19 protein-coding genes are annotated in these 18506 nt (G+C 37.0%); 7 read left to right on the forward strand and 12 right to left on the reverse strand.

Going from position 1 to position 18506, the window contains the following annotated elements; translation table 11 throughout:
* Nucleotides 1-13: 13 nt before the first annotated feature.
* The 5 genes from M0D58_RS06425 to M0D58_RS06445 form a co-directional block, all read right to left on the reverse strand.
* Nucleotides 14-655, reverse strand: a complete 642-nt coding sequence (locus M0D58_RS06425; RefSeq protein ID WP_248394403.1) for a DUF5683 domain-containing protein — start codon at nucleotides 653-655, stop codon at nucleotides 14-16.
* Nucleotides 655-1545, reverse strand: coding sequence for a ParB/RepB/Spo0J family partition protein (locus M0D58_RS06430; protein ID WP_248394406.1), 891 nt, complete (start codon nucleotides 1543-1545; stop codon nucleotides 655-657). Before M0D58_RS06430 ends, M0D58_RS06425 begins: the two co-directional genes overlap by 1 nt.
* Before the next feature lie 37 nt (nucleotides 1546-1582).
* Nucleotides 1583-2356, reverse strand: coding sequence for a ParA family protein (locus tag M0D58_RS06435; RefSeq protein ID WP_169232622.1), 774 nt, complete (start codon nucleotides 2354-2356; stop codon nucleotides 1583-1585).
* A gap of 163 nt (nucleotides 2357-2519) precedes the next feature.
* On the reverse strand, nucleotides 2520-3350 hold the full coding sequence (locus M0D58_RS06440) for an energy transducer TonB (RefSeq protein ID WP_248394408.1): 831 nt from the start codon (nucleotides 3348-3350) through the stop codon (nucleotides 2520-2522).
* A 265-nt stretch (nucleotides 3351-3615) separates the two neighbouring features.
* Nucleotides 3616-4902, reverse strand: a complete 1287-nt coding sequence (locus M0D58_RS06445) for an adenylosuccinate synthase (protein ID WP_248394410.1) — start codon at nucleotides 4900-4902, stop codon at nucleotides 3616-3618.
* Between the two features lie 477 nt (nucleotides 4903-5379).
* Between M0D58_RS06445 and M0D58_RS06450 the strand changes: the two genes are divergently transcribed.
* Nucleotides 5380-5967: a hypothetical protein gene (locus tag M0D58_RS06450; protein ID WP_248394412.1), complete on the forward strand. Its 588-nt coding sequence runs from the start codon at nucleotides 5380-5382 to the stop codon at nucleotides 5965-5967.
* A gap of 31 nt (nucleotides 5968-5998) precedes the next feature.
* Complete coding sequence (locus M0D58_RS06455) at nucleotides 5999-6391, forward strand: hypothetical protein (RefSeq protein ID WP_248394414.1); 393 nt, start codon at nucleotides 5999-6001, stop codon at nucleotides 6389-6391.
* 173 nt (nucleotides 6392-6564) lie between these two features.
* Here the strand turns inward: M0D58_RS06455 and M0D58_RS06460 are convergent, their stop codons facing one another.
* On the reverse strand, nucleotides 6565-8157 hold the full coding sequence (locus M0D58_RS06460; protein ID WP_248394416.1) for an ABC-F family ATP-binding cassette domain-containing protein: 1593 nt from the start codon (nucleotides 8155-8157) through the stop codon (nucleotides 6565-6567).
* Between the two features lie 252 nt (nucleotides 8158-8409).
* Here M0D58_RS06460 and M0D58_RS06465 point away from each other — a divergent pair, with 252 nt between their 5' ends.
* The 5 genes from M0D58_RS06465 to M0D58_RS06485 all read left to right on the forward strand — a co-directional run bounded on the left by M0D58_RS06465 (nucleotide 8410) and on the right by M0D58_RS06485 (nucleotide 12849).
* Nucleotides 8410-8964: a phosphoribosyltransferase gene (locus M0D58_RS06465; protein WP_248394418.1), complete on the forward strand. Its 555-nt coding sequence runs from the start codon at nucleotides 8410-8412 to the stop codon at nucleotides 8962-8964.
* Between the two features lie 126 nt (nucleotides 8965-9090).
* Nucleotides 9091-9672, forward strand: a complete 582-nt coding sequence (locus M0D58_RS06470; protein WP_123851084.1) for an adenylate kinase — start codon at nucleotides 9091-9093, stop codon at nucleotides 9670-9672.
* Nucleotides 9673-9752: 80 nt separating this feature from the next.
* Nucleotides 9753-10736, forward strand: coding sequence for a GTPase ObgE (gene obgE, locus M0D58_RS06475; RefSeq protein WP_248394419.1), 984 nt, complete (start codon nucleotides 9753-9755; stop codon nucleotides 10734-10736).
* 223 nt (nucleotides 10737-10959) lie between these two features.
* On the forward strand, nucleotides 10960-11448 hold the full coding sequence (locus M0D58_RS06480; protein ID WP_248394420.1) for a DUF6438 domain-containing protein: 489 nt from the start codon (nucleotides 10960-10962) through the stop codon (nucleotides 11446-11448).
* A gap of 90 nt (nucleotides 11449-11538) precedes the next feature.
* Nucleotides 11539-12849, forward strand: coding sequence for a DEAD/DEAH box helicase (locus M0D58_RS06485; RefSeq protein ID WP_248394421.1), 1311 nt, complete (start codon nucleotides 11539-11541; stop codon nucleotides 12847-12849).
* 47 nt (nucleotides 12850-12896) lie between these two features.
* On the opposite strand, the gene M0D58_RS06490 is transcribed toward M0D58_RS06485, so the two are convergent.
* The 6 genes from M0D58_RS06490 to M0D58_RS06515 form a co-directional block, all read right to left on the reverse strand.
* Complete coding sequence (locus tag M0D58_RS06490; RefSeq protein WP_248394422.1) at nucleotides 12897-13664, reverse strand: TatD family hydrolase; 768 nt, start codon at nucleotides 13662-13664, stop codon at nucleotides 12897-12899.
* Between the two features lie 6 nt (nucleotides 13665-13670).
* Complete coding sequence (locus M0D58_RS06495) at nucleotides 13671-14192, reverse strand: DUF4269 domain-containing protein (protein ID WP_248394424.1); 522 nt, start codon at nucleotides 14190-14192, stop codon at nucleotides 13671-13673.
* Nucleotides 14185-15144, reverse strand: a complete 960-nt coding sequence (locus tag M0D58_RS06500) for a GSCFA domain-containing protein (RefSeq protein ID WP_248394425.1) — start codon at nucleotides 15142-15144, stop codon at nucleotides 14185-14187. The genes M0D58_RS06495 and M0D58_RS06500 overlap by 8 nt, the downstream gene beginning before the upstream one ends.
* Before the next feature lie 74 nt (nucleotides 15145-15218).
* Complete coding sequence (locus M0D58_RS06505; RefSeq protein ID WP_248394426.1) at nucleotides 15219-16190, reverse strand: polyprenyl synthetase family protein; 972 nt, start codon at nucleotides 16188-16190, stop codon at nucleotides 15219-15221.
* A gap of 409 nt (nucleotides 16191-16599) precedes the next feature.
* Nucleotides 16600-17742: an inorganic phosphate transporter gene (locus tag M0D58_RS06510; RefSeq protein ID WP_248394427.1), complete on the reverse strand. Its 1143-nt coding sequence runs from the start codon at nucleotides 17740-17742 to the stop codon at nucleotides 16600-16602.
* Between the two features lie 20 nt (nucleotides 17743-17762).
* The gene (locus tag M0D58_RS06515; protein WP_072884742.1) at nucleotides 17763-18401 is read right to left on the reverse strand and encodes a DUF47 domain-containing protein; all 639 of its coding nucleotides are present in this window, start codon (nucleotides 18399-18401) and stop codon (nucleotides 17763-17765) included.
* Between the last annotated feature and the right edge of the window lie 105 nt (nucleotides 18402-18506).

The raw sequence follows: 18506 nt of genomic DNA on the forward strand, positions 1-18506 counted from the left end.
TTTTATATTTTTGTTAAAATTTATAACTTAAACTGATCCCTGTTTTGGGAGGTGCGATTCCGTACTGATCCTGGATTACAGAAGGAGCAAATGAAAGATCCGGATCTTTTCGGCTTTCATAGAGATGTGCATCTACTACGGCATCTACAATATTCAGAATATAAATTAATGCTGTTCCGGCAATAGCATAATCTCGCTGTCTTTTGGCGCGATCCTGTGCATTTCCCAACGCTACTTTATCCAGCCATGGATGAGAATCAACAAACTCATTGGGTGTACCATTGAGTTTTGCGATATAATATTCCCGGTATTTCCGGTATTGATTATCGTTCCAGACGGCAATTCCTACCCCGGCGCCAACAGCTCCCCAAACGATGGGAACTTTCCAGTATTTTTTGTTGTAGAATTGTCCTAACCCGGGAAAAACGGCAGAATAAAGCCCCGCTCTTGTAGGATTAAGCTTAAGCGTATTATTAGTCGGTCCGTTTGCTTTTTCAAGATCCGAAACAACATTTTCTTCTGTCTTGGTATTGTTGTTTTCTATGGAGATACTGTCTTTCGGGTGATATTCTACCCTGATGGTATCATTAGGATTAACCTGAGAAAAGGCAATTACGGAAAGACACAGAAAAAAGGTGAAAAGTATTTTTTTCATTATTTAATATGAGATAAAATATATTCAAGCTCATCTTCATTTTTGAAGTCAAGAACAATTTTACCTTTTTTACCGTTTCCGGAGGTTTTAATTTCCACTTTTACATCCAGTATATCCGCGATCGTTTTCTGAGCCCTCTTGTAATTATTGGAAAGCTCTGCCTTTGCTCTTTTTGCGGCAGGAGATATTGGATTTTTTAAAGCTGTAGCAGCCTGTTCAGCCTGGCGAACATTAAGTTTTTCTTTAATAATAAGATCAAAAAGAATCTGCTGATGTTCTTCATTTTCAAGACTGATAATTGCCCTTCCGTGCCCTGCAGAAATTTCTCCGCTTCTGATGGCATTCTGAATATCCGGATTTAACCTTAATAACCTGATGGAGTTGGTAATTGTACTTCTGTCTTTCCCCACTCTCTGGCTGAGATTCTCCTGCGTAAGACCGATCTCATCCATTAATCTTTGATAGGTTAATGCAATTTCTATAGCATCAAGATCTTCCCTCTGGATGTTTTCAACAAGAGCCATTTCCAGGAGTTCCTGATCATTTACCAGACGAATATAGGCAGGAATTGTTTCCAGACCGGCTAATTTACTGGCTCTGTAACGTCTTTCTCCCGATATGATTTCAAACTTCTCTCCATCTTTTCTCAACGTAATCGGCTGGATTACACCTAAGTTTTTGATAGACTGGGCAAGTTCGTTTAATGCCTTTTCGTCAAAATATGTTCTTGGTTGGGTCGCGTTCGGATAAATATCTTCTATTGAAATTTCAACGATATTTCCTACAAACTTATCTGCTCCTTCATCGGTTGCAGAATTGATCGTTGCCTTGGATTCTGCACTAAGAATAGCGCCCAATCCGCGTCCCATCGCTCTTTTTTTATCCTTCATATGTTCTTAGCTTTTAGCTTTTTTGGCTATTGGCCTTTTAATTCTTTACTAATTTTTCATTTTTCAACAGCACTTCTTCTGCAAGCTGGATGTACTGAACCGCTCCTTTACTTTCGGCATCATAATTCAGGATACTTTCCCCGAAACTTGGCGCTTCGCTTAAACGTACGTTTCTGCTGATAATGGTTTCAAAAACCATTTCCGGGAAGTGTGCATTCACTTCTTCCACCACCTGATTGGATAATCTCAATCTGCTGTCATACATCGTAAGCAGTAAACCTTCGATATCAAGGTCTTTATTGTGAATTTTCTGTACATTTTTAATGGTGTTGAGGAGCTTCCCTAAACCCTCCAATGCGAAATATTCACACTGGATCGGAATAATTACAGAGTCAGCAGCCGTAAGAGCATTTACGGTGATCAGACCCAAACTTGGTGCACAGTCAATGATGATATAGTCATAATTGTCTCTGACACTCTGCAGGGCTTTTTTCAGCATGTATTCTCTGTCTTCCTTGTCTACCAGCTCAATTTCTGCTGCTACAAGATCGATGTGTGAAGGCACGATGTCGAGATTTGGTGTTGCCGTCTGCTTGATGCATTTTTCTGTTTCAACACTGTGCTCCAATAAGTTGTATGTAGAATACTGAACATCATCCACTCCTAAACCGGAAGTTGCATTGGCCTGAGGATCAGCATCAATGATTAATATTTTCTTTTCCAATACCCCTAATGCCGCGGCTAAATTAACAGCTGTTGTTGTTTTTCCAACACCTCCTTTCTGATTAGCGATACCTATGATTTTTGCCATTCTTAGAACTTTAAGTTTCAAAAATACACATTTTTCCGTGCTCTGAATGAACCGATAAAACGGAAAATGAGTTAAAATATTGTTAATAAGCCTTTTAACCCTAAAAAAAATTATCCACAAAAAAAAATATTTGTGGATAACTGTTCAAGATCTGTTGTTATTTTTAATTATCGAACTTCATGGAAATCGGGAATTTAAAGTAGCTTCTTACAGGTTGTCCGTTTACTTTCGCAGGCACCCATTTCCCTTTAATGCTTTTAATAGTTCTCATCGCTTCACTATTAAAATCCACATCTTTTCCATCAGCTTTGATTCCCGAAATAGTACCATCTTTCTCTACAATAAAAGTAACCATCGTCTTCATTACTTCACCGGAATCAAATCCTGATCCGTCAAAGTTATTCATTACTTTATTTCTAAAAGAATCCAGACCGCCTACAAAACTTGCTTCTACGTCGACAACTGTTTTAGGAGAATTATCTTCCTTTGGCTGCACTTTAGGTTGCACTACCTGTTGTGTATTTTCTCCACTAGTAATAGGAGGTGCTATTGGCACATATTTTATAGTAGGAACTTCTTTTCCTTCTGATGTCTGTATACCTGCAGCTGCATTTTGCTCATCCTTAAGAGTTATTAATTTTTTCTCATTAGTAACAATTGCTTTTGGTTCAGGAACAGTTTTATCAACCGTTTTTATTTTCTCAGGAACAGGTTGAGGTTTTACTGGTGCAGGCGGATCTTTTTCAGGGGTTATAACCGGTTTAAAAATATGCCCTCCATCGTAAATAGGTTCCTTAATAGGTTCGGATTTAAAAGCATTTGCAATTAAAGGTGTCAAAGAAATCGCCGCTAAAATGCTCACTCCTATAAAAAGTGCTTTCGTTAAAATTCTGTCTGATTCATTTCTTAAGACATAGGCACCGTATTGCTTGTTGCGGTGCTCGAAAAGAACTTCGTTGAAACGAAATTCCTGATTCTGATGCATGTGTTTCATCCTTTTTGATATTAAATTGTTAAATTGAGATTATCAGGTTGTCACCTTTAATCCATGGTTATTATTTCAATATCAAAATTTCTGCCATTTTATTGTTAAAAATACACCATTTTTAAAAATTAACTGCCATTTTTAAAATTTAACTATGCTTTAAATAACAATCACCTACTAATTGCAATTACAATTTTTTGATTTTCAGTTATTTAGAATAAATAAAAAAAGACCATCTTCCGACAGTCTTTTTCATTATGATAATATAAATATTTTAGAATAATTCTTTTCTGATAATGTTCTGACTTCTTTCAGGACCTACAGAAACCAAATAAACGTTGATTCCTAAATACTTTTCTATAAACTCTATATATTCCTGAGCCGTTTGCGGAAGTTCATCATAGCTTCTTGCTTTCGTGATATCTTCTTTCCAACCCGGAAGGTCCTGGTAAATTGGTTCGTAGTTGTATAATTTCTCTGTTGAAGAAGTGAAATAATCGATGATTTTGCCGTCTTCCGTTTTATAATGCGTTACTACTTTCAGATTTTCAATCCCCGTAAGAACATCCAGTTTGGTAATTACTAAGTTATTGATTCCATTGATCATACAAGCATGTTTCAACGAAACAAGGTCTAACCAACCCGTTCTTCTTGGTCTACCTGTTGTTGCTCCGAATTCACCCCCAATCTGTCTGATGCTTTCTCCTAATTCATTGTCCAATTCTGATGGAAAAGGCCCATTACCCACTCTTGTACAGTATGCCTTAGCAACACCGATTAAGTTTTGAAGAGAAGTTGGCGGAACTCCCGCTCCCGAACAAACACCTCCTGTAGATGGAGAAGAGGATGTTACATACGGATATGTTCCGAAGTCAATGTCAAGCATTAAAGCCTGCGCTCCTTCGAATAAAACATTTTTACCGTCTCTGATGGCTTCATTCAGTTCCAGTTCCGTATCTACGATTCTGTCCTGAAGTTGTTTTCCGATTTCTAAATATTCGTTGTAAATTTCTTCAACGTCCAGTGTAGGTTTATCGAAATATTTTTCAAAAAGAGAATTTTTGATTTTTAAGTTTTTCTCGATTTTGTCTCTTAAAATCTCAGGGTTCAGAAGATCGATCATTCTGATTCCCACTCTGGCAATTTTGTCTTCGTAGCAAGGTCCGATCCCTTTTTTAGTGGTTCCGATCTGCGTTCCTCCGTGCTCTTCTTCACGGTACGTATCCAAAAGAATGTGATAAGGCATGATGACATGCGCTCTTCTGCTGATGAAAATATGATCCGTTCTCAAGCCTTTGCTTTCGATCTGATTCACCTCCTTAATGAAAGATTTAGGGTTTACCACTACTCCGTTGGCAATGATACATTTCCCTTTGCACTGAAGAACTCCCGACGGAAGAAGGTGCAATACGAATTTTTCATCGCCTACATATACGGTATGACCTGCGTTGTCTCCCCCCTGGAAGCGCACCACATAATCCGATTTTGCCGATAAAACATCCGTGATTTTTCCTTTCCCTTCATCTCCGTACTGAAGACCTACAACTACGTAAGTTGACATATTTTACTTTTATTTTAGATTCATGCAAAATTACTTTTAAAAAATTGGGTGGGCAAATTTGAGGGGAATTTATTTTTGGGTGGGGTGGAAATCATGTGGTTGCATTAGATTAATTATATTTGCTTACTTAAATAAGCGGAATCTTTATAGGCTCATTAGTAAGGATATATTTACAAATATTTTTAATAAGCTATCATTCCAAATAATTATATCTTTACATTCATATGAAAATAAATATAATCAACGAATTAAAAAAAGGTGAAAAATCAGGATTTATTAAGAATTTTAATCTTAAAGAATTTCTGGAAAAGCTACACCAAAAATATCCAAATAAACAATATTTCTTTTAAGAATAAACCCTCATTCCATTTTACAAAATCGATCTCAACAATAAAGAAATTAAAATCATGAGACTTCTTCATCAGACGGATATTCCTTCAAGATCAAATGACTAAATTTCAACTAATAAAATTAATCATGTATAAACAATTAAAATCACTAATTTTCCTTTTACTACCCTTCTTCTCGTTAACTGCACAAAATAAGGTAACAGAATATCTAAACATTCCGGGCCCCATCACCATCGATTCCAAAACATATCATTTAGCATGGAGTTCACACCCGAATAGCAATTATTACAAACAGGAATATTTAGGTCCCAATGACAATATAGAAAAATACAATACGCTTATCATGATCGATTTTGTAAAAGGAGATTTTAAACTGGAAGATGCTATTAATCAAAAAATCAGTGAACTTGAGAAGATGAAGCAGTCAAATCCTGTTATCAACTATACGACGTACGAAAACAAGGGAGAGTATATTCTGGACTTCATTATCAGCAAAAATTCAGCTAACGGAAAAGAAATCTTAATTGCTGAAAGAAATGTTTACCGCTATAAATTAATCTCCGATAAAAATAATAGTGGGATTTTACTTTTTGGCGTAAGTGAAAGGGGCTATCAAGAAGATATTGATGCCTTTTTCAAAAATCTTAAGGAAAACTCTACAAAGATGGTTGAAGTTGTCGGAAACTACCAATTACCTGAGATCAAATTAAAATAATCATCAGGAAATCGATATTAGATTCCAATCCATGAAAACAACTATTAAACTCATTTTCTTATTGCTGTTCATTAATGTATCGGCAATTGCACAAAATAATAAACTCAAAAAAAATCAATATCAATTAACAGGAAAGATTGTCAATGATTTTAAGCTACCGGGTAATTGTGGTTATGTTGCGTATGCTTTTGTTTTAGAGTTTGAAATCATTGATACATCTCTGAAGAATTATGAGAATAAGCAAATTCCGATTATTGTAAGATGTCCCAAATTTTTCGGAGAAAACTTTTTTGAAAAGAATAAAACATATACATTGACTTTTACTGATCAATATAAAAAAGATTTTGGCTGGACCATTCCTAATATAAATGTTTTAAAAAAATATAATCTTAAAAAACAGTATTGGTTAATAGATATTAAATAAAAGACCTTGAAGGTTTTAGCCTACATATGAACTACAGATTTATTCAAACCTCACAGGTTTTGAAAACCTGTGAGGTTAATAACTCTACTAATTCTTAAAAACAGTATTGATTAGTGGATATTAAAAACTTTGTCAGAAAGACTTCTGTAGAATGACAAACTACATTAATATTATTACAACTCCAGCAACACCGCACTCACAATCCCAATCTCCTCCAAAAACACCCCATCATGCGAAATCACCACCAACGTTCCATGATAATCCTTAATAGAATTCGTCAGAATTTCCACATTTTGGAGGTCTAAATTATTCGTCGGTTCATCAAGAATAATCATATCGGGAGCATTATTGCTGATGGAAAGTCCGCACAGCAAAAGCCGAAGACGTTCGCCGCCGCTTAACACATCACATTTTTTATCCCAGGTTTCCTTTCCGAATAAAAATCTTGACAATAAGGTTTTCACTTCCGATTCCTGCATCGCGTGATCGTTGAACTGTTGGGCAAATTCATACACGGTCGTCGTTTTATTGAGTAAAGAATATTCCTGATCAATATAAATCGTATTGAAATCCGACCTCGAAACACTCCCGGAAGCAGGCAGCAGATCTCCCAATAGCAATTTAATCAAAGTCGTTTTTCCGGAACCGTTCGAACCTTTAATGGCGATCCGGTCACCGCTTCGGATTTCAAGATGGAGATTTTCTTTCCAAAGATTTTTATCATGATATCTAAAATTCATATCCTCAACTGAAATCAGAATTTTCCCGGAATGCAAATCCGAATCATTAAAGTTCACCTTCATCTGATCCAAATTTCTCACTGACGAACGCAAATCCCGCAAATCCCCGGAAATATCATTAATTTTCCCGGCATGAACCGCTTTCAACTTCGAAGAATTTTTCTCGGCATTATTTCGCAGCGTATTCATCATAATCCTGGCAACACCTGATTTTTCCTGCTTTCCTCTTCCTCTCGTATCAAGCTTCTGCTTTCGTTCCAGCGTTTCGCGTTCCTTTTCTTTGGCCTTTTTCAACGCTCTTTCTTTAGCATGAATATCATTCTGCAGAGCCTCATTTTCAATCGCTTTCTGTTCAGCATAAAAGTCATAATTGCCGCCATAGCTGGAAATCCCCTGGTTGCTGAGTTCAAAAATTGTATCTGCGAGATTCAGCAAAGTTCGGTCGTGACTGACCATAACAATTGTTGCATTTGATTTCTCAATAAAATCATACAGCAGATTCCTGCCTTCCAGATCAAGATGATTGGTCGGTTCGTCCAGCAAGATAATTTCGGGTTGATTAATCTGAATTCCCGCCAGGAAAACTTTTGTTTTTTGTCCGCCGCTCAAGTTTTCCAGTTTTTGATTGAGATCTAAATTTTCAAGCTTCCAAGAATGCAAAGCCTGTTGACAACGTTCTTCGATATCCCAATCGTCGTTCAACGTTTCAAAATAAATTTCATCTATTTCCCCATTTGTAATTTTTTGAAGGGCCTTAAGTTTTTTATCAATTTTAAGACATTGCGCAATGGTTAGTTTATTAAAGTTTCCGAACATTTGCGGAACATAAAACAGTTCTCCTTCTGCATTGATATTTCCCTGCAAAGGTTCCATTTCTTTTGCCATAATCTTCAGAAGTGTGGATTTCCCCATGCCGTTGCTTCCCACCAAAGCGGATTTTGATTGAGATGGTATCGTTAAAGTAATAGAATTAAACAGCAGATCTCCTGCGGGAAACCCAAAAGTTATATCGTGTAAAAAAATCATGATTTCTTTCTTTATTAAAGTTGAAAATGCAATAACGCATCTGTTATTGTCGATTAAATCTGAAAGAAACTGTATCCTACATCCTGATATTATGGGTTTTGTGAGTGGCAAAGATAAGGAAAATATTTCGTCGCCAGGCTTTCAAGGTTTTAAAAACCACGAAGGTTCAATGTCATCATAAAACCAATCACTCTTCCACCCATTGAAAACTTTCATCAAAAATCATTAACTTTGCAGCCTACTAAAATTTTTATGGAAAGTATTAAAGTTCACGACAAAACTTTCGTTCCTTATCTGGAGGACGCCGAAATTCAGGAAATTGTAAAAGCAACCGCTTTAAAAATTTATGAAGATCACAAGGATGAAGTTCCTGTTTTCATCGGAGTATTGAACGGGGTGATCATGTTCTTCTCGGATCTGCTGAAGCATTACCCGGGTCCTTGCGAAATTGCTTTTATCCAGATGAGCTCTTATGTAGGAACGGAATCTACGGGAATCGTTTACCAGAAAATGGAATTGACGAAAGACGTGAAAGACCGTCATATCATTTTGGTGGAAGATATTGTGGATACCGGAAATACAGTGGAAAGCCTTTTCAAATACTTCAAGGAAACACAACGCCCGAAATCGGTAAAGCTGGCCTCATTCCTTCTGAAACCGGAAGTGTATAAAAAAGATTTCAAGCTGGATTATATCGGAAAAGAGATTCCAAACAAATTTGTTCTCGGCTACGGACTGGATTACGATGAATTGGGAAGAAATTTACCAAATCTGTATCAACTGGAAGAAGGACAAATCAACCACTAAATTGCTATTAGCTTCTAGCTTTTGGCTATTAGCTTTTAAAAATTATATCTAAATAAAAAGTAATTATTAATTTAAAAATGCTAAGAGCAAGAAGCCAACGCCAATTGCCAACAGCGAAACCACATTATGATAAACATTGTTCTGTTCGGCCCTCCGGGAAGTGGAAAAGGAACTCAGGCTCAGAACCTGATTAAGAAATTCAATTTAAAACAGATCTCAACAGGTGACCTTTTCAGATTCAATATGAAAAATGATACCGAGCTTGGGAAACTGGCAAAATCTTATATTGACAAAGGAGAACTGGTTCCGGATCAGGTAACAACAGATATGCTGATTGACGAGATCAGAAAACCTACCGATGCGGCAGGATTCATTTTCGACGGATATCCGAGAACTGCCGTGCAGACGGAAGCCCTGGAAAAAATTGTAAAAGAAGAATTAAACGATGAGATCGATGTTTGTCTTTCATTGGTAGTTGAAGATAAAATTTTGGTTGAAAGACTTTTAAAGAGAGGTGAAATCAGCGGAAGATCAGACGATAGCAATGTAGAAATCATCGAAAACAGAATAAAAGAATACTACGCAAAAACAGCAGAAGTTGCCGAACTGTACAAGCAGCAGGGCAAATATGTGGAGATCAACGGTGTCGGAGATATCGACGAGATTTCTGAGAAACTTTTTGCTGAAGTAGAAAAGGTTCAAAAATAAAAATTTTTGATTCAAGGTTCAAAGTTCCAAATTCAAGGTTAAAACTTTGAACCTTCAACATAAAACCTTGAATTAAAATTATGTCAAATTTTGTAGATTACGTAAAGATTCATTGTAAAAGCGGCCACGGAGGTGCAGGTTCTGCGCATCTTCGCCGTGAGAAATATATTCCAAAAGGTGGTCCTGACGGAGGTGACGGAGGTCGCGGAGGCCACGTTATCATGAAAGGAAATGCCAACGAATGGACTTTACTGCCTCTTCGATACACCCGTCACGTAAAAGCAGAACGCGGTGAAAACGGAGGAAAAAATCAACTTACAGGTGCTTACGGAGCCGATGTATACATCGAAGTTCCGATCGGGACGATTGCGAAGAATGAAGACGGCGAAATCATCGGGGAAATTCTGGAAGACGGACAGGAAATCATCCTGATGGAAGGCGGAATGGGCGGAAAAGGAAACGAGCATTTCAAATCATCCACCAACCAGACGCCAAGATTTGCTCAACCGGGAATGGACGGCCAGGAAGGCTATGTAACTTTTGAGCTTAAAATTCTTGCCGATGTAGGGCTTGTAGGATTCCCGAATGCCGGAAAATCTACTCTTTTGGCTTCTGTTTCTGCAGCCAAACCAAAAATTGCAGATTATGCCTTCACAACCCTGACTCCTAATCTGGGAATTGTAGATTACAGAAATTACAAGTCTTTTGTAATGGCGGATATTCCGGGAATTATTGAAGGCGCTGCGGAAGGTAAAGGTTTGGGACACCGATTTTTAAGGCATATTGAAAGAAATTCAATCTTATTATTTTTAATTCCTGCCGATTCTGAAGATCATTTTCAGGAGTTTAAAATACTGGAAAATGAATTAAAGGAATATAATCCCGAACTGCTGGATAAAGATTTTATTGTTTCTATTTCAAAGTCAGACCTTCTGGATGATGAGCTGAAAAAGGAAATCTCGGCAGAATTCCCCGAAAACAAACAGCCATTATTTTTCTCCGGTGTTACGGGAGAAGGCCTTACAGAGCTGAAAGATGCGATCTGGAAACAGCTTCATGGATAAGAAATTTTTTAATACTTCATCGGTATTTTCAGAATAAAAGAACCTTGGGAATTAACCCGAGGTTCAGCTTTTTAGAATATAAGTGCCAATTAAATCTTATTCGATGGGTTATATTTAAATAAATTTAATTCTGAATATTTTTCTTTGTTAAATTTATGTTATCGCCTTTCAATACTTGTTTTTCGGAATAATTATTGAATAATTCAATCCAAATTTTAAAATTATGAAATATATATTCGGTCTTTTTGCTTTTATCGTTTTATTTTCATGCAATTCCCAGAAAATGAATTCAAAATATTCTACTATTGAATATGAAGCAACGCCCTGCTTTGGGTTTTGCCCGGTTTTTAAGATGACCATCAATGCCGACCGAACGGCTGTTTTTGAAGCGGAACATTTTAATTTCAGCGACAGGCCTTCAAAAGATGAATTCTCGAAACCGCGCGAAGGAACATTCAAAGGAACGATTAAGCAGGAAGATTACAATAAGCTTATCTCTATGCTTGACGGATTGGATGTAAAAAACCTGAATGATAATTATGGTGAAAAGAATGTAACGGATCTTCCCTCTTCCCATCTGAGAATAAAATTTGCGGACGGAACTTCAAAACATGTGGAAGATTATGGTAAACACGGAAGTGAAAAACTATCTGAACTGTACAAATTTTTTGAGGATCTGAGAAAGAACCAACAGTGGACGAAAGTGAATTAATACCATTAAAAATATTTAAACTACCTTTGCAAAATATAATTCCTTCAAAATGAAGGAATTTTTATTGTAATTATAAAAAAAACAATTCATTTGAATTTTACAGATCTAAATTTAATAGAACCTATTGCCAAAGCAATTCAGGAACAAGGATATACCAACCCTACCCCAATCCAGGAAAAATCAATTCCGGAAATTACGAAAGGAAGGGATTTTTTAGGATGCGCACAGACAGGAACAGGAAAAACGGCTGCTTTTGCCATTCCTATTCTTCAGAATCTTTCTCAGAATAAATTTCCAAATAAACATATCAAGGCTTTAATTTTAACGCCCACAAGAGAGCTGGCTATCCAGATTGAAGAAAACATCAAGGCTTACGGAAAATATTTACCGCTGAAGCATCTTGTTATTTTCGGAGGTGTAAAACAGGGAAACCAGGAAACTGCTCTGAAAAAAGGAGTTGACATTCTTGTTGCTACTCCGGGAAGATTGCTGGACTTTATTGCCCAGGGAATCATCAGCTTAAAAAACCTTGAAATCTTTGTATTGGACGAAGCCGACAGAATGCTGGACATGGGCTTTGTACACGATGTAAAAAGAATCATTAAACTATTACCACAAAAAAGGCAAACCTTATTTTTTTCTGCCACCATGCCTGCAGAGATACAGAAACTGGCAGATTCTATCCTGAACAATCCTGTAAAAGTGGAGGTAACGCCTGTTTCATCAACTGCAGATACCATAAAGCAGTCGGTTTATTTTGTGGAAAAGGACAATAAGCTGAATCTTTTAACGCATATTCTGAAGAATGATATTTCCGATTCTGTTCTTGTTTTTTCGAGAACAAAACACGGGGCCGATAAAATTGCAAGAAAACTTCAGAAAGATCAGATCACGACAGAAGCAATTCATGGTAATAAGTCGCAGAATGCACGTCAGAACGCATTAAATAATTTTAAATCCGGTAAAACAAGGGTTTTAGTGGCGACTGATATTGCGGCGAGGGGAATTGATATTGATGAGCTTAAATTTGTGATTAATTTCGAGCTTTCCGATGTTTCTGAAACGTATGTTCACCGAATCGGAAGAACGGGAAGAGCCGGTGCAGAAGGAACTTCCATATCTTTTGTAGACGGCCTGGATTTATTAAACCTGAAAAACACAGAAAAGCTGATCGGAAAGAAGATCCCTGTCATCAAAGACCATCCTTTTCATACCGATGATCTAGTGGTTCAGAAAAGGGATTCTAACAACAAACCTTTTAACCCCGGTTCCGACAAGCCAAAACCTGCAAGATCCGGCAGCGGTGCTCCAAGGTCGAAAAACAGGAATAAACCTGATTCTCCAGCTGCTCCTACGGGATTTAAAAAGCCAAAAAATAAGAATTTTACAAGGAAAAAATAATAGGAAAGCCTTCCGGAAGTGGAAGGCTTTTTTATGGCTTGCTGATATTAAACTTGTTTAAATAATATCTTTGCATTCTCCGTCGTAATCCTGTCAATCTCCGAAAAATCAGATTTATAAATATCCACCAGTTTTCCGGCGACAAGGTCAAGATACGAACTTTCATTTCGTTTCCCACGGTGCGGAACGGGTGCGAGGTAGGGAGAATCTGTTTCAAGAACGATTTTATCTAAAGGAATTTCATTCAGGAACTGATCTATTTTTCCGTTTTTAAAGGTCACTACTCCACCAATTCCCAAGATAAAATTCAGATCTATGGCATGTTTTGCCTGCTCCAGGTTTCCTGAAAAACAATGGAAAATTCCCCTCAGTTTCGGGTGTTTTTTTCTTTCCAGAACTTCAAATGTTTCATCAAAGCTTTCGCGTGTATGAATTACGATCGGCAGATCTTTTTCGATGGCCCAGTCAATCTGCTGTTCAAAAGCTTTAATTTGAATATCGAGCGTTGTTTTATCCCAGTACAGATCAATGCCAATTTCTCCGATAGCGGGAAAATTTCTTTTATCCAGATAATTTTTAACGATTTCCAATTCTTTTTCCCAGGTTTCAGGTTTCACATAACATGGATGGAGGCCCATCATGGAAAAAATCCGGTTCGGATATTCTGTTTCCAGCTGAAGCATTTTTTCGTGCGATTCTGAGTCGATGGCAGGAAGATAGAATTCGGTTATTCCTTTATCTACCGCTCTTTGAATTGTTTCTTTTCTGTCTTCATCAAATTCTTCTGCGTATAAATGGGTATGGGTATCAATCATTTTTCTTTATAATTTTAACAGGTCCTCATAAGGATTTTCAAGTCCCAGAAGCATCCCAAAAGCCGGTTCCGTCTTCATTCCCTGCTGTTTTAACTGTATTATTTTTTGTTTAAAATCTTCTCCTTTTTCCTGAAGTATTTTGTATTCCGAAATCATATGCCGGTAAGCATTCTGCATTGTTGAAGGTCTATTCTGTCCGAAAATTTCGATAGGAAATTCTTCCAATCCAAAATTTACAGTAATACATTTCTCACCATTAAGAACAGGATATTCCACCTTAATTTCCGCATCGTGAGGAATACAGCTCAATACATCATTCAAAAAATTTTCTTCAAATTTAAGATCAACTTTACAGATTATATCAAGATCACTACCTTCAATATCAATTTCAATAGGAATTGTTCCGGCTAAAATTGGGGAATATGCTTTTAATTTCTCAAAGAAGCAATGTTTTGAAAGAAGCTGATAGGCTTTTTGCTGTCTTTCATTTCCTGATTTCAGATATTCAATTGTGGTAAAATCAGGCATCTGAAAAGATTTTATGTTTTACTTTTTGTCGTTGTACTTCAATTTTTTGATTTAATTTTTCTTTAAATTCGATATATTTAGGATCTTTTTCGTCGCCGGTTCTGTGTTCCAGTGCTTTATTGATCTTAAAATTTTCTTTGATAAATTCTTTGGTTTCATCAGCAAAATAAGCATTCCCGAATTTCTCAAAGATATAATTTACCGCCTGAGTATTCGGATGTATCATGTCTTCTTTGTAAAAACGGTAATCCCTCAAATCGTCCATCAGGATTTCATAGACCGGAAGGTAATGGCAGTTTTCAAACTGCTGAATAGCCTCATGAACGGCCGTAACCAGTTTTGATTTACTCAGCTGATTTTCAATCATTCCGTCTTTTGTATGCCGAACGGGTGACACTGTAAAAAGGATCTGAACGTCATCCTTACAAATATCATTGAGATTTAATATCGTGTTATAAATGGCATCTGTAATTTCGTGATGGCTCAGCAATTTTTTTTCGAAGAATTTCTGCGGAATTTTGTGACAGTTGGCGACCAGTTTCTGTTTGGGAAGAAATTCGTAGATGAAAGACGTTCCGTAGGTAATGATTACCCAATCGGTTTCCTGAAGAAAAGAATTTCCTTCTTCTAGTTTAGCATTAATTTTATTTAGTGTCTGATGGATATATCTTGTATCAAAACCGGTATGGTGATCAAGAGAAATAAATTCGTCATTAAACGTGATTAATTCTTCCTCATGATAAAACTCCGCATCGTGAAGCCTTTTTACCGAATTGCTGATTGAAAAGGGGTTAAAAACAGTTCCGAAAGGATTATTCAGTGCCTGAAGCTGCCCCTGGGAAAACAGATCCGACATTTCAGAAGCAAAGCAAGAACCGATTGAAAATATTCTATCTTCAAGCGTGATCTTATTCTTCGATTCTATGATATCAACTTCTGTCCTGAACTTCATTGCATTCGAAATTTGGAAATTTGAAAATGAAACAATTTAGAATTTTAAAATTATCTCATTTTCAAATTAGCACATTAACTTTCTCTTCTTAATAAGTAATTGGCCAATTCTGCGAATGGCTTTTTCTTTTCATCCGGAATATCAATTTTCTGGAGATAGCTCTGCCCGATTTCGTTGTGCTTTTCGATCAGTCGTAACGCTTTTTCGTCTACTTTTGTTCTTCTGAAAATTTTCTCTACTCCGTAGACTTTATCGATATTGTCCGTTTTTTTAGAATACCAGTAATCCAGTTCTTTTCTTTCTTCTTCTGTTGCGTGCTCTCTTGCCATCAGATAAAGAACCGTCTTTTTATTTTCGTAAATATCTCCGGCATGTTTTTTTCCGAATTGTGCCTGGTCTCCGAATACATCGAGATAATCATCCATGATCTGGAAGGCAATCCCAATATGTTTTCCGAAATTGAAAATTGCTTTGGCATCTTTAAAGTTGGCCTTGGCAATCAATGCTCCGATCTCAAAAGAAGAAGCACTCAAAACACCGGTTTTATAGGTAATCATTCTGATATAGTCATCAAAAGTTACATTTTCCTGGGTTTCAAAATTAATATCATATTGCTGACCTTCGCACAAAAGCAGCCCTGTATGTGTGAATATTCTGATACATGCTTTGAATGTTTCAGGTTCCAGGTCTTCAAAGAATTTGTAGGCCTTTAACATGAGTCCGTCTCCTGAAAGAATACCTACATTGATTCCGTGTAATGTGTGAATCGTTGGTTTATTTCTTCTTAGCGGGGCTTCGTCCATGATATCATCATGAATCAAGGTGAAATTATGGAAAAATTCAATGGCAAGAGCAGGTTTGATTGCTTCAGTCAGATTACCGCCAAAAAGGTCGCAAGCCATAAGAACCATAATGGGGCGAAGTCTTTTCCCGCCGTGTGAAATGATATAGTTCATCGGTTCGTACAACTCCGTCGGCTTGTCCTTAAAAGTATATTTGGCAATAGCATCTGCAACAATCTGCTGGTATTTGTCTAAAAATTCCATAAATTCTAATAGTTTGAACAAAAATACAATTTTTCCGGGGCTTTTTAAAGTAAAAATCCTTACTGTTTACTGGTGAAGATTTAATTTTCCGGAATAATAACCTTGTGTGCCTAATTCCTGATATTTAAATAAGAGGCTGCCGCCTAGCCCTGATTGAAGCATCTGTCTGAGCTCATTTTCATGTTTCGGCGGCGCGGCTTCGCCGCGCCGCCGAAACATGAAAATAGCGAGTGCGGAAAGCAGGAAATTGCTCCTTAAAAAATATTAATTACAATTCGACGAAGTCAAAAAGCTTCCACTAAAATATACATATTGCTTTTCGATGCCATAACTCCAAATGTTTAGCCCATTATACACAAAAAACTTTGCCTGTATGAGCAAAGTTTTTTGTAATATATAAAATTGTTTTTTATGACAAGAATGTAACCACAAGATACATAATTCCCGCAACAATTGCAGAGATCGGGATGGTAAGAACCCATGCCCAAAGAAGGCTTACGGTGATCCCCCAGCGTACGGCAGACACTCTTTTTGTAAGACCAACTCCGATGATGGACCCTGTTATGGTGTGTGTTGTAGAAACAGGAATTCCGAAGTGATCCGTAATAAACAGAGTAATCGCACCTGCAGTTTCTGCGCTCACCCCTTCAAGGGAAGTTACTTTTGTAATTTTGGTTCCCATTGTTTTGATGATCTTCCAGCCTCCACTCATGGTTCCCAAACCAATTGCCAAGAATGACACCAACGGAACCCAGATATAATGTTCAGCGAAATAATCAAAACGTCCGGCAGCAGGAATAGCGAGATAGACCGGATCCTGAAGCATCTCCACATGATAGTAAATCAATGCGGCTCCGATGATTCCCATTACTTTCTGCGCATCATTCAGGCCATGGCCTAAGCTGAAAAGTGCTGAAGAAGCCAGCTGTAATCTTTTGAACGACTGATCTGCTTTATGCGGATTTGATTTTTTATAAAGATGAACGATAATTAAAGTAATAATGATAGAGATAATCATCCCGATAATCGGAGCCATGAAAATGAACAGGAAAATAGGAATTACCTTATCAAATTTCACAACACTCTGCTGCGTTACCTGGCTTGCCGCTTCTTTAATCGTATCCCACATCCCCAATTCCGGATGGGCTGCGACAACACTATGATAATCCATCATGAAAGCATGCATTAAGGCTGCCCCCAGAAATCCTCCGATCAGTGTGTGAGAAGAAGAAGATGGGATCCCGAACCACCATGTAAGGAGATTCCATGCGATGGCGGCTACAAGCCCGGAAAATATTACTTCGAGGGTGATAAAATTTTCATTAACAGTTTTGGCAATCGTGTTACCGATTTTAAATTCGCCAATAATATAAGCAGCGATAAAGAACGCCGCGAAATTCCAAAGAGCTGCCCAAAGTACAGCCTGGAAAGGTGTTAAAACTTTTGTAGAAACAATAGTCGCGATTGAGTTGGCTGCATCATGAAAACCATTAATGTAATCGAAAATCAGAGCCAAAGCAATAATAACTATAAGTAAAATCGGAAATTCCATTGTTTAATTATAATTATTAATTAAGCGTATTTAATCATGATGTTCTCAATGGTATTGGCAACATCTTCTGCTTTGTCGGTCACGACTTCAAGATAATTAAGTACAGATGAAACTTTGATGATGTTAATGGCATCATTCGTTTCGAATAATTCCACCATTGAATTGGAAAGAAGGTCGTCTGCTATATTTTCAATAGAGTTCACTTTAATACAAGCTTCTTTTACCTGTTCCATATTTTTGAAGCCTTTAAGATTCTTCATAGCATTCTGGATTTCAAGACATGCTTTGTGAATCAATAATGAGAAATCGGAATATGCCTTCATCTCAGGAGATTTATACAGGAAAATGTACTTTGTTGAGGCATAAATATAATCTGCAATATCATCCAGCCCTGTTGCAAGGGTATGAATATCTTCTCTGTCGAAAGGTGTAATGAAGTTTTTTCCCAGTTCTACAAAGATCTCATGAGTAAGTTCATCATTTTTATGTTCGAAGTCGCTCATTTTTTTCAGCATGGAATCATCATTAAGATCAAAATCTTTAATTCCTGCATTGAATTCCTCAGACATTGCTACAAGGTTTTCAGTTACTTTTTCGAACAGTACGAAGAAGATTTTATCTTTTGGTTGAAAAGCGTGGAAAATATTACCAATTCCCATTTTTAAGTATTTATAATTCGTGTGCAAATTTCTTAAAAAACGCCCTTACCTGAAACAATACAACATTAAGTTTTGTTAACATTGCATTACAGATTGATTATCAAA

It is taken from the genome of Chryseobacterium nepalense (assembly GCF_023195755.1).
GTDB classification, from domain to species: Bacteria; Bacteroidota; Bacteroidia; order Flavobacteriales; family Weeksellaceae; genus Chryseobacterium; species Chryseobacterium nepalense.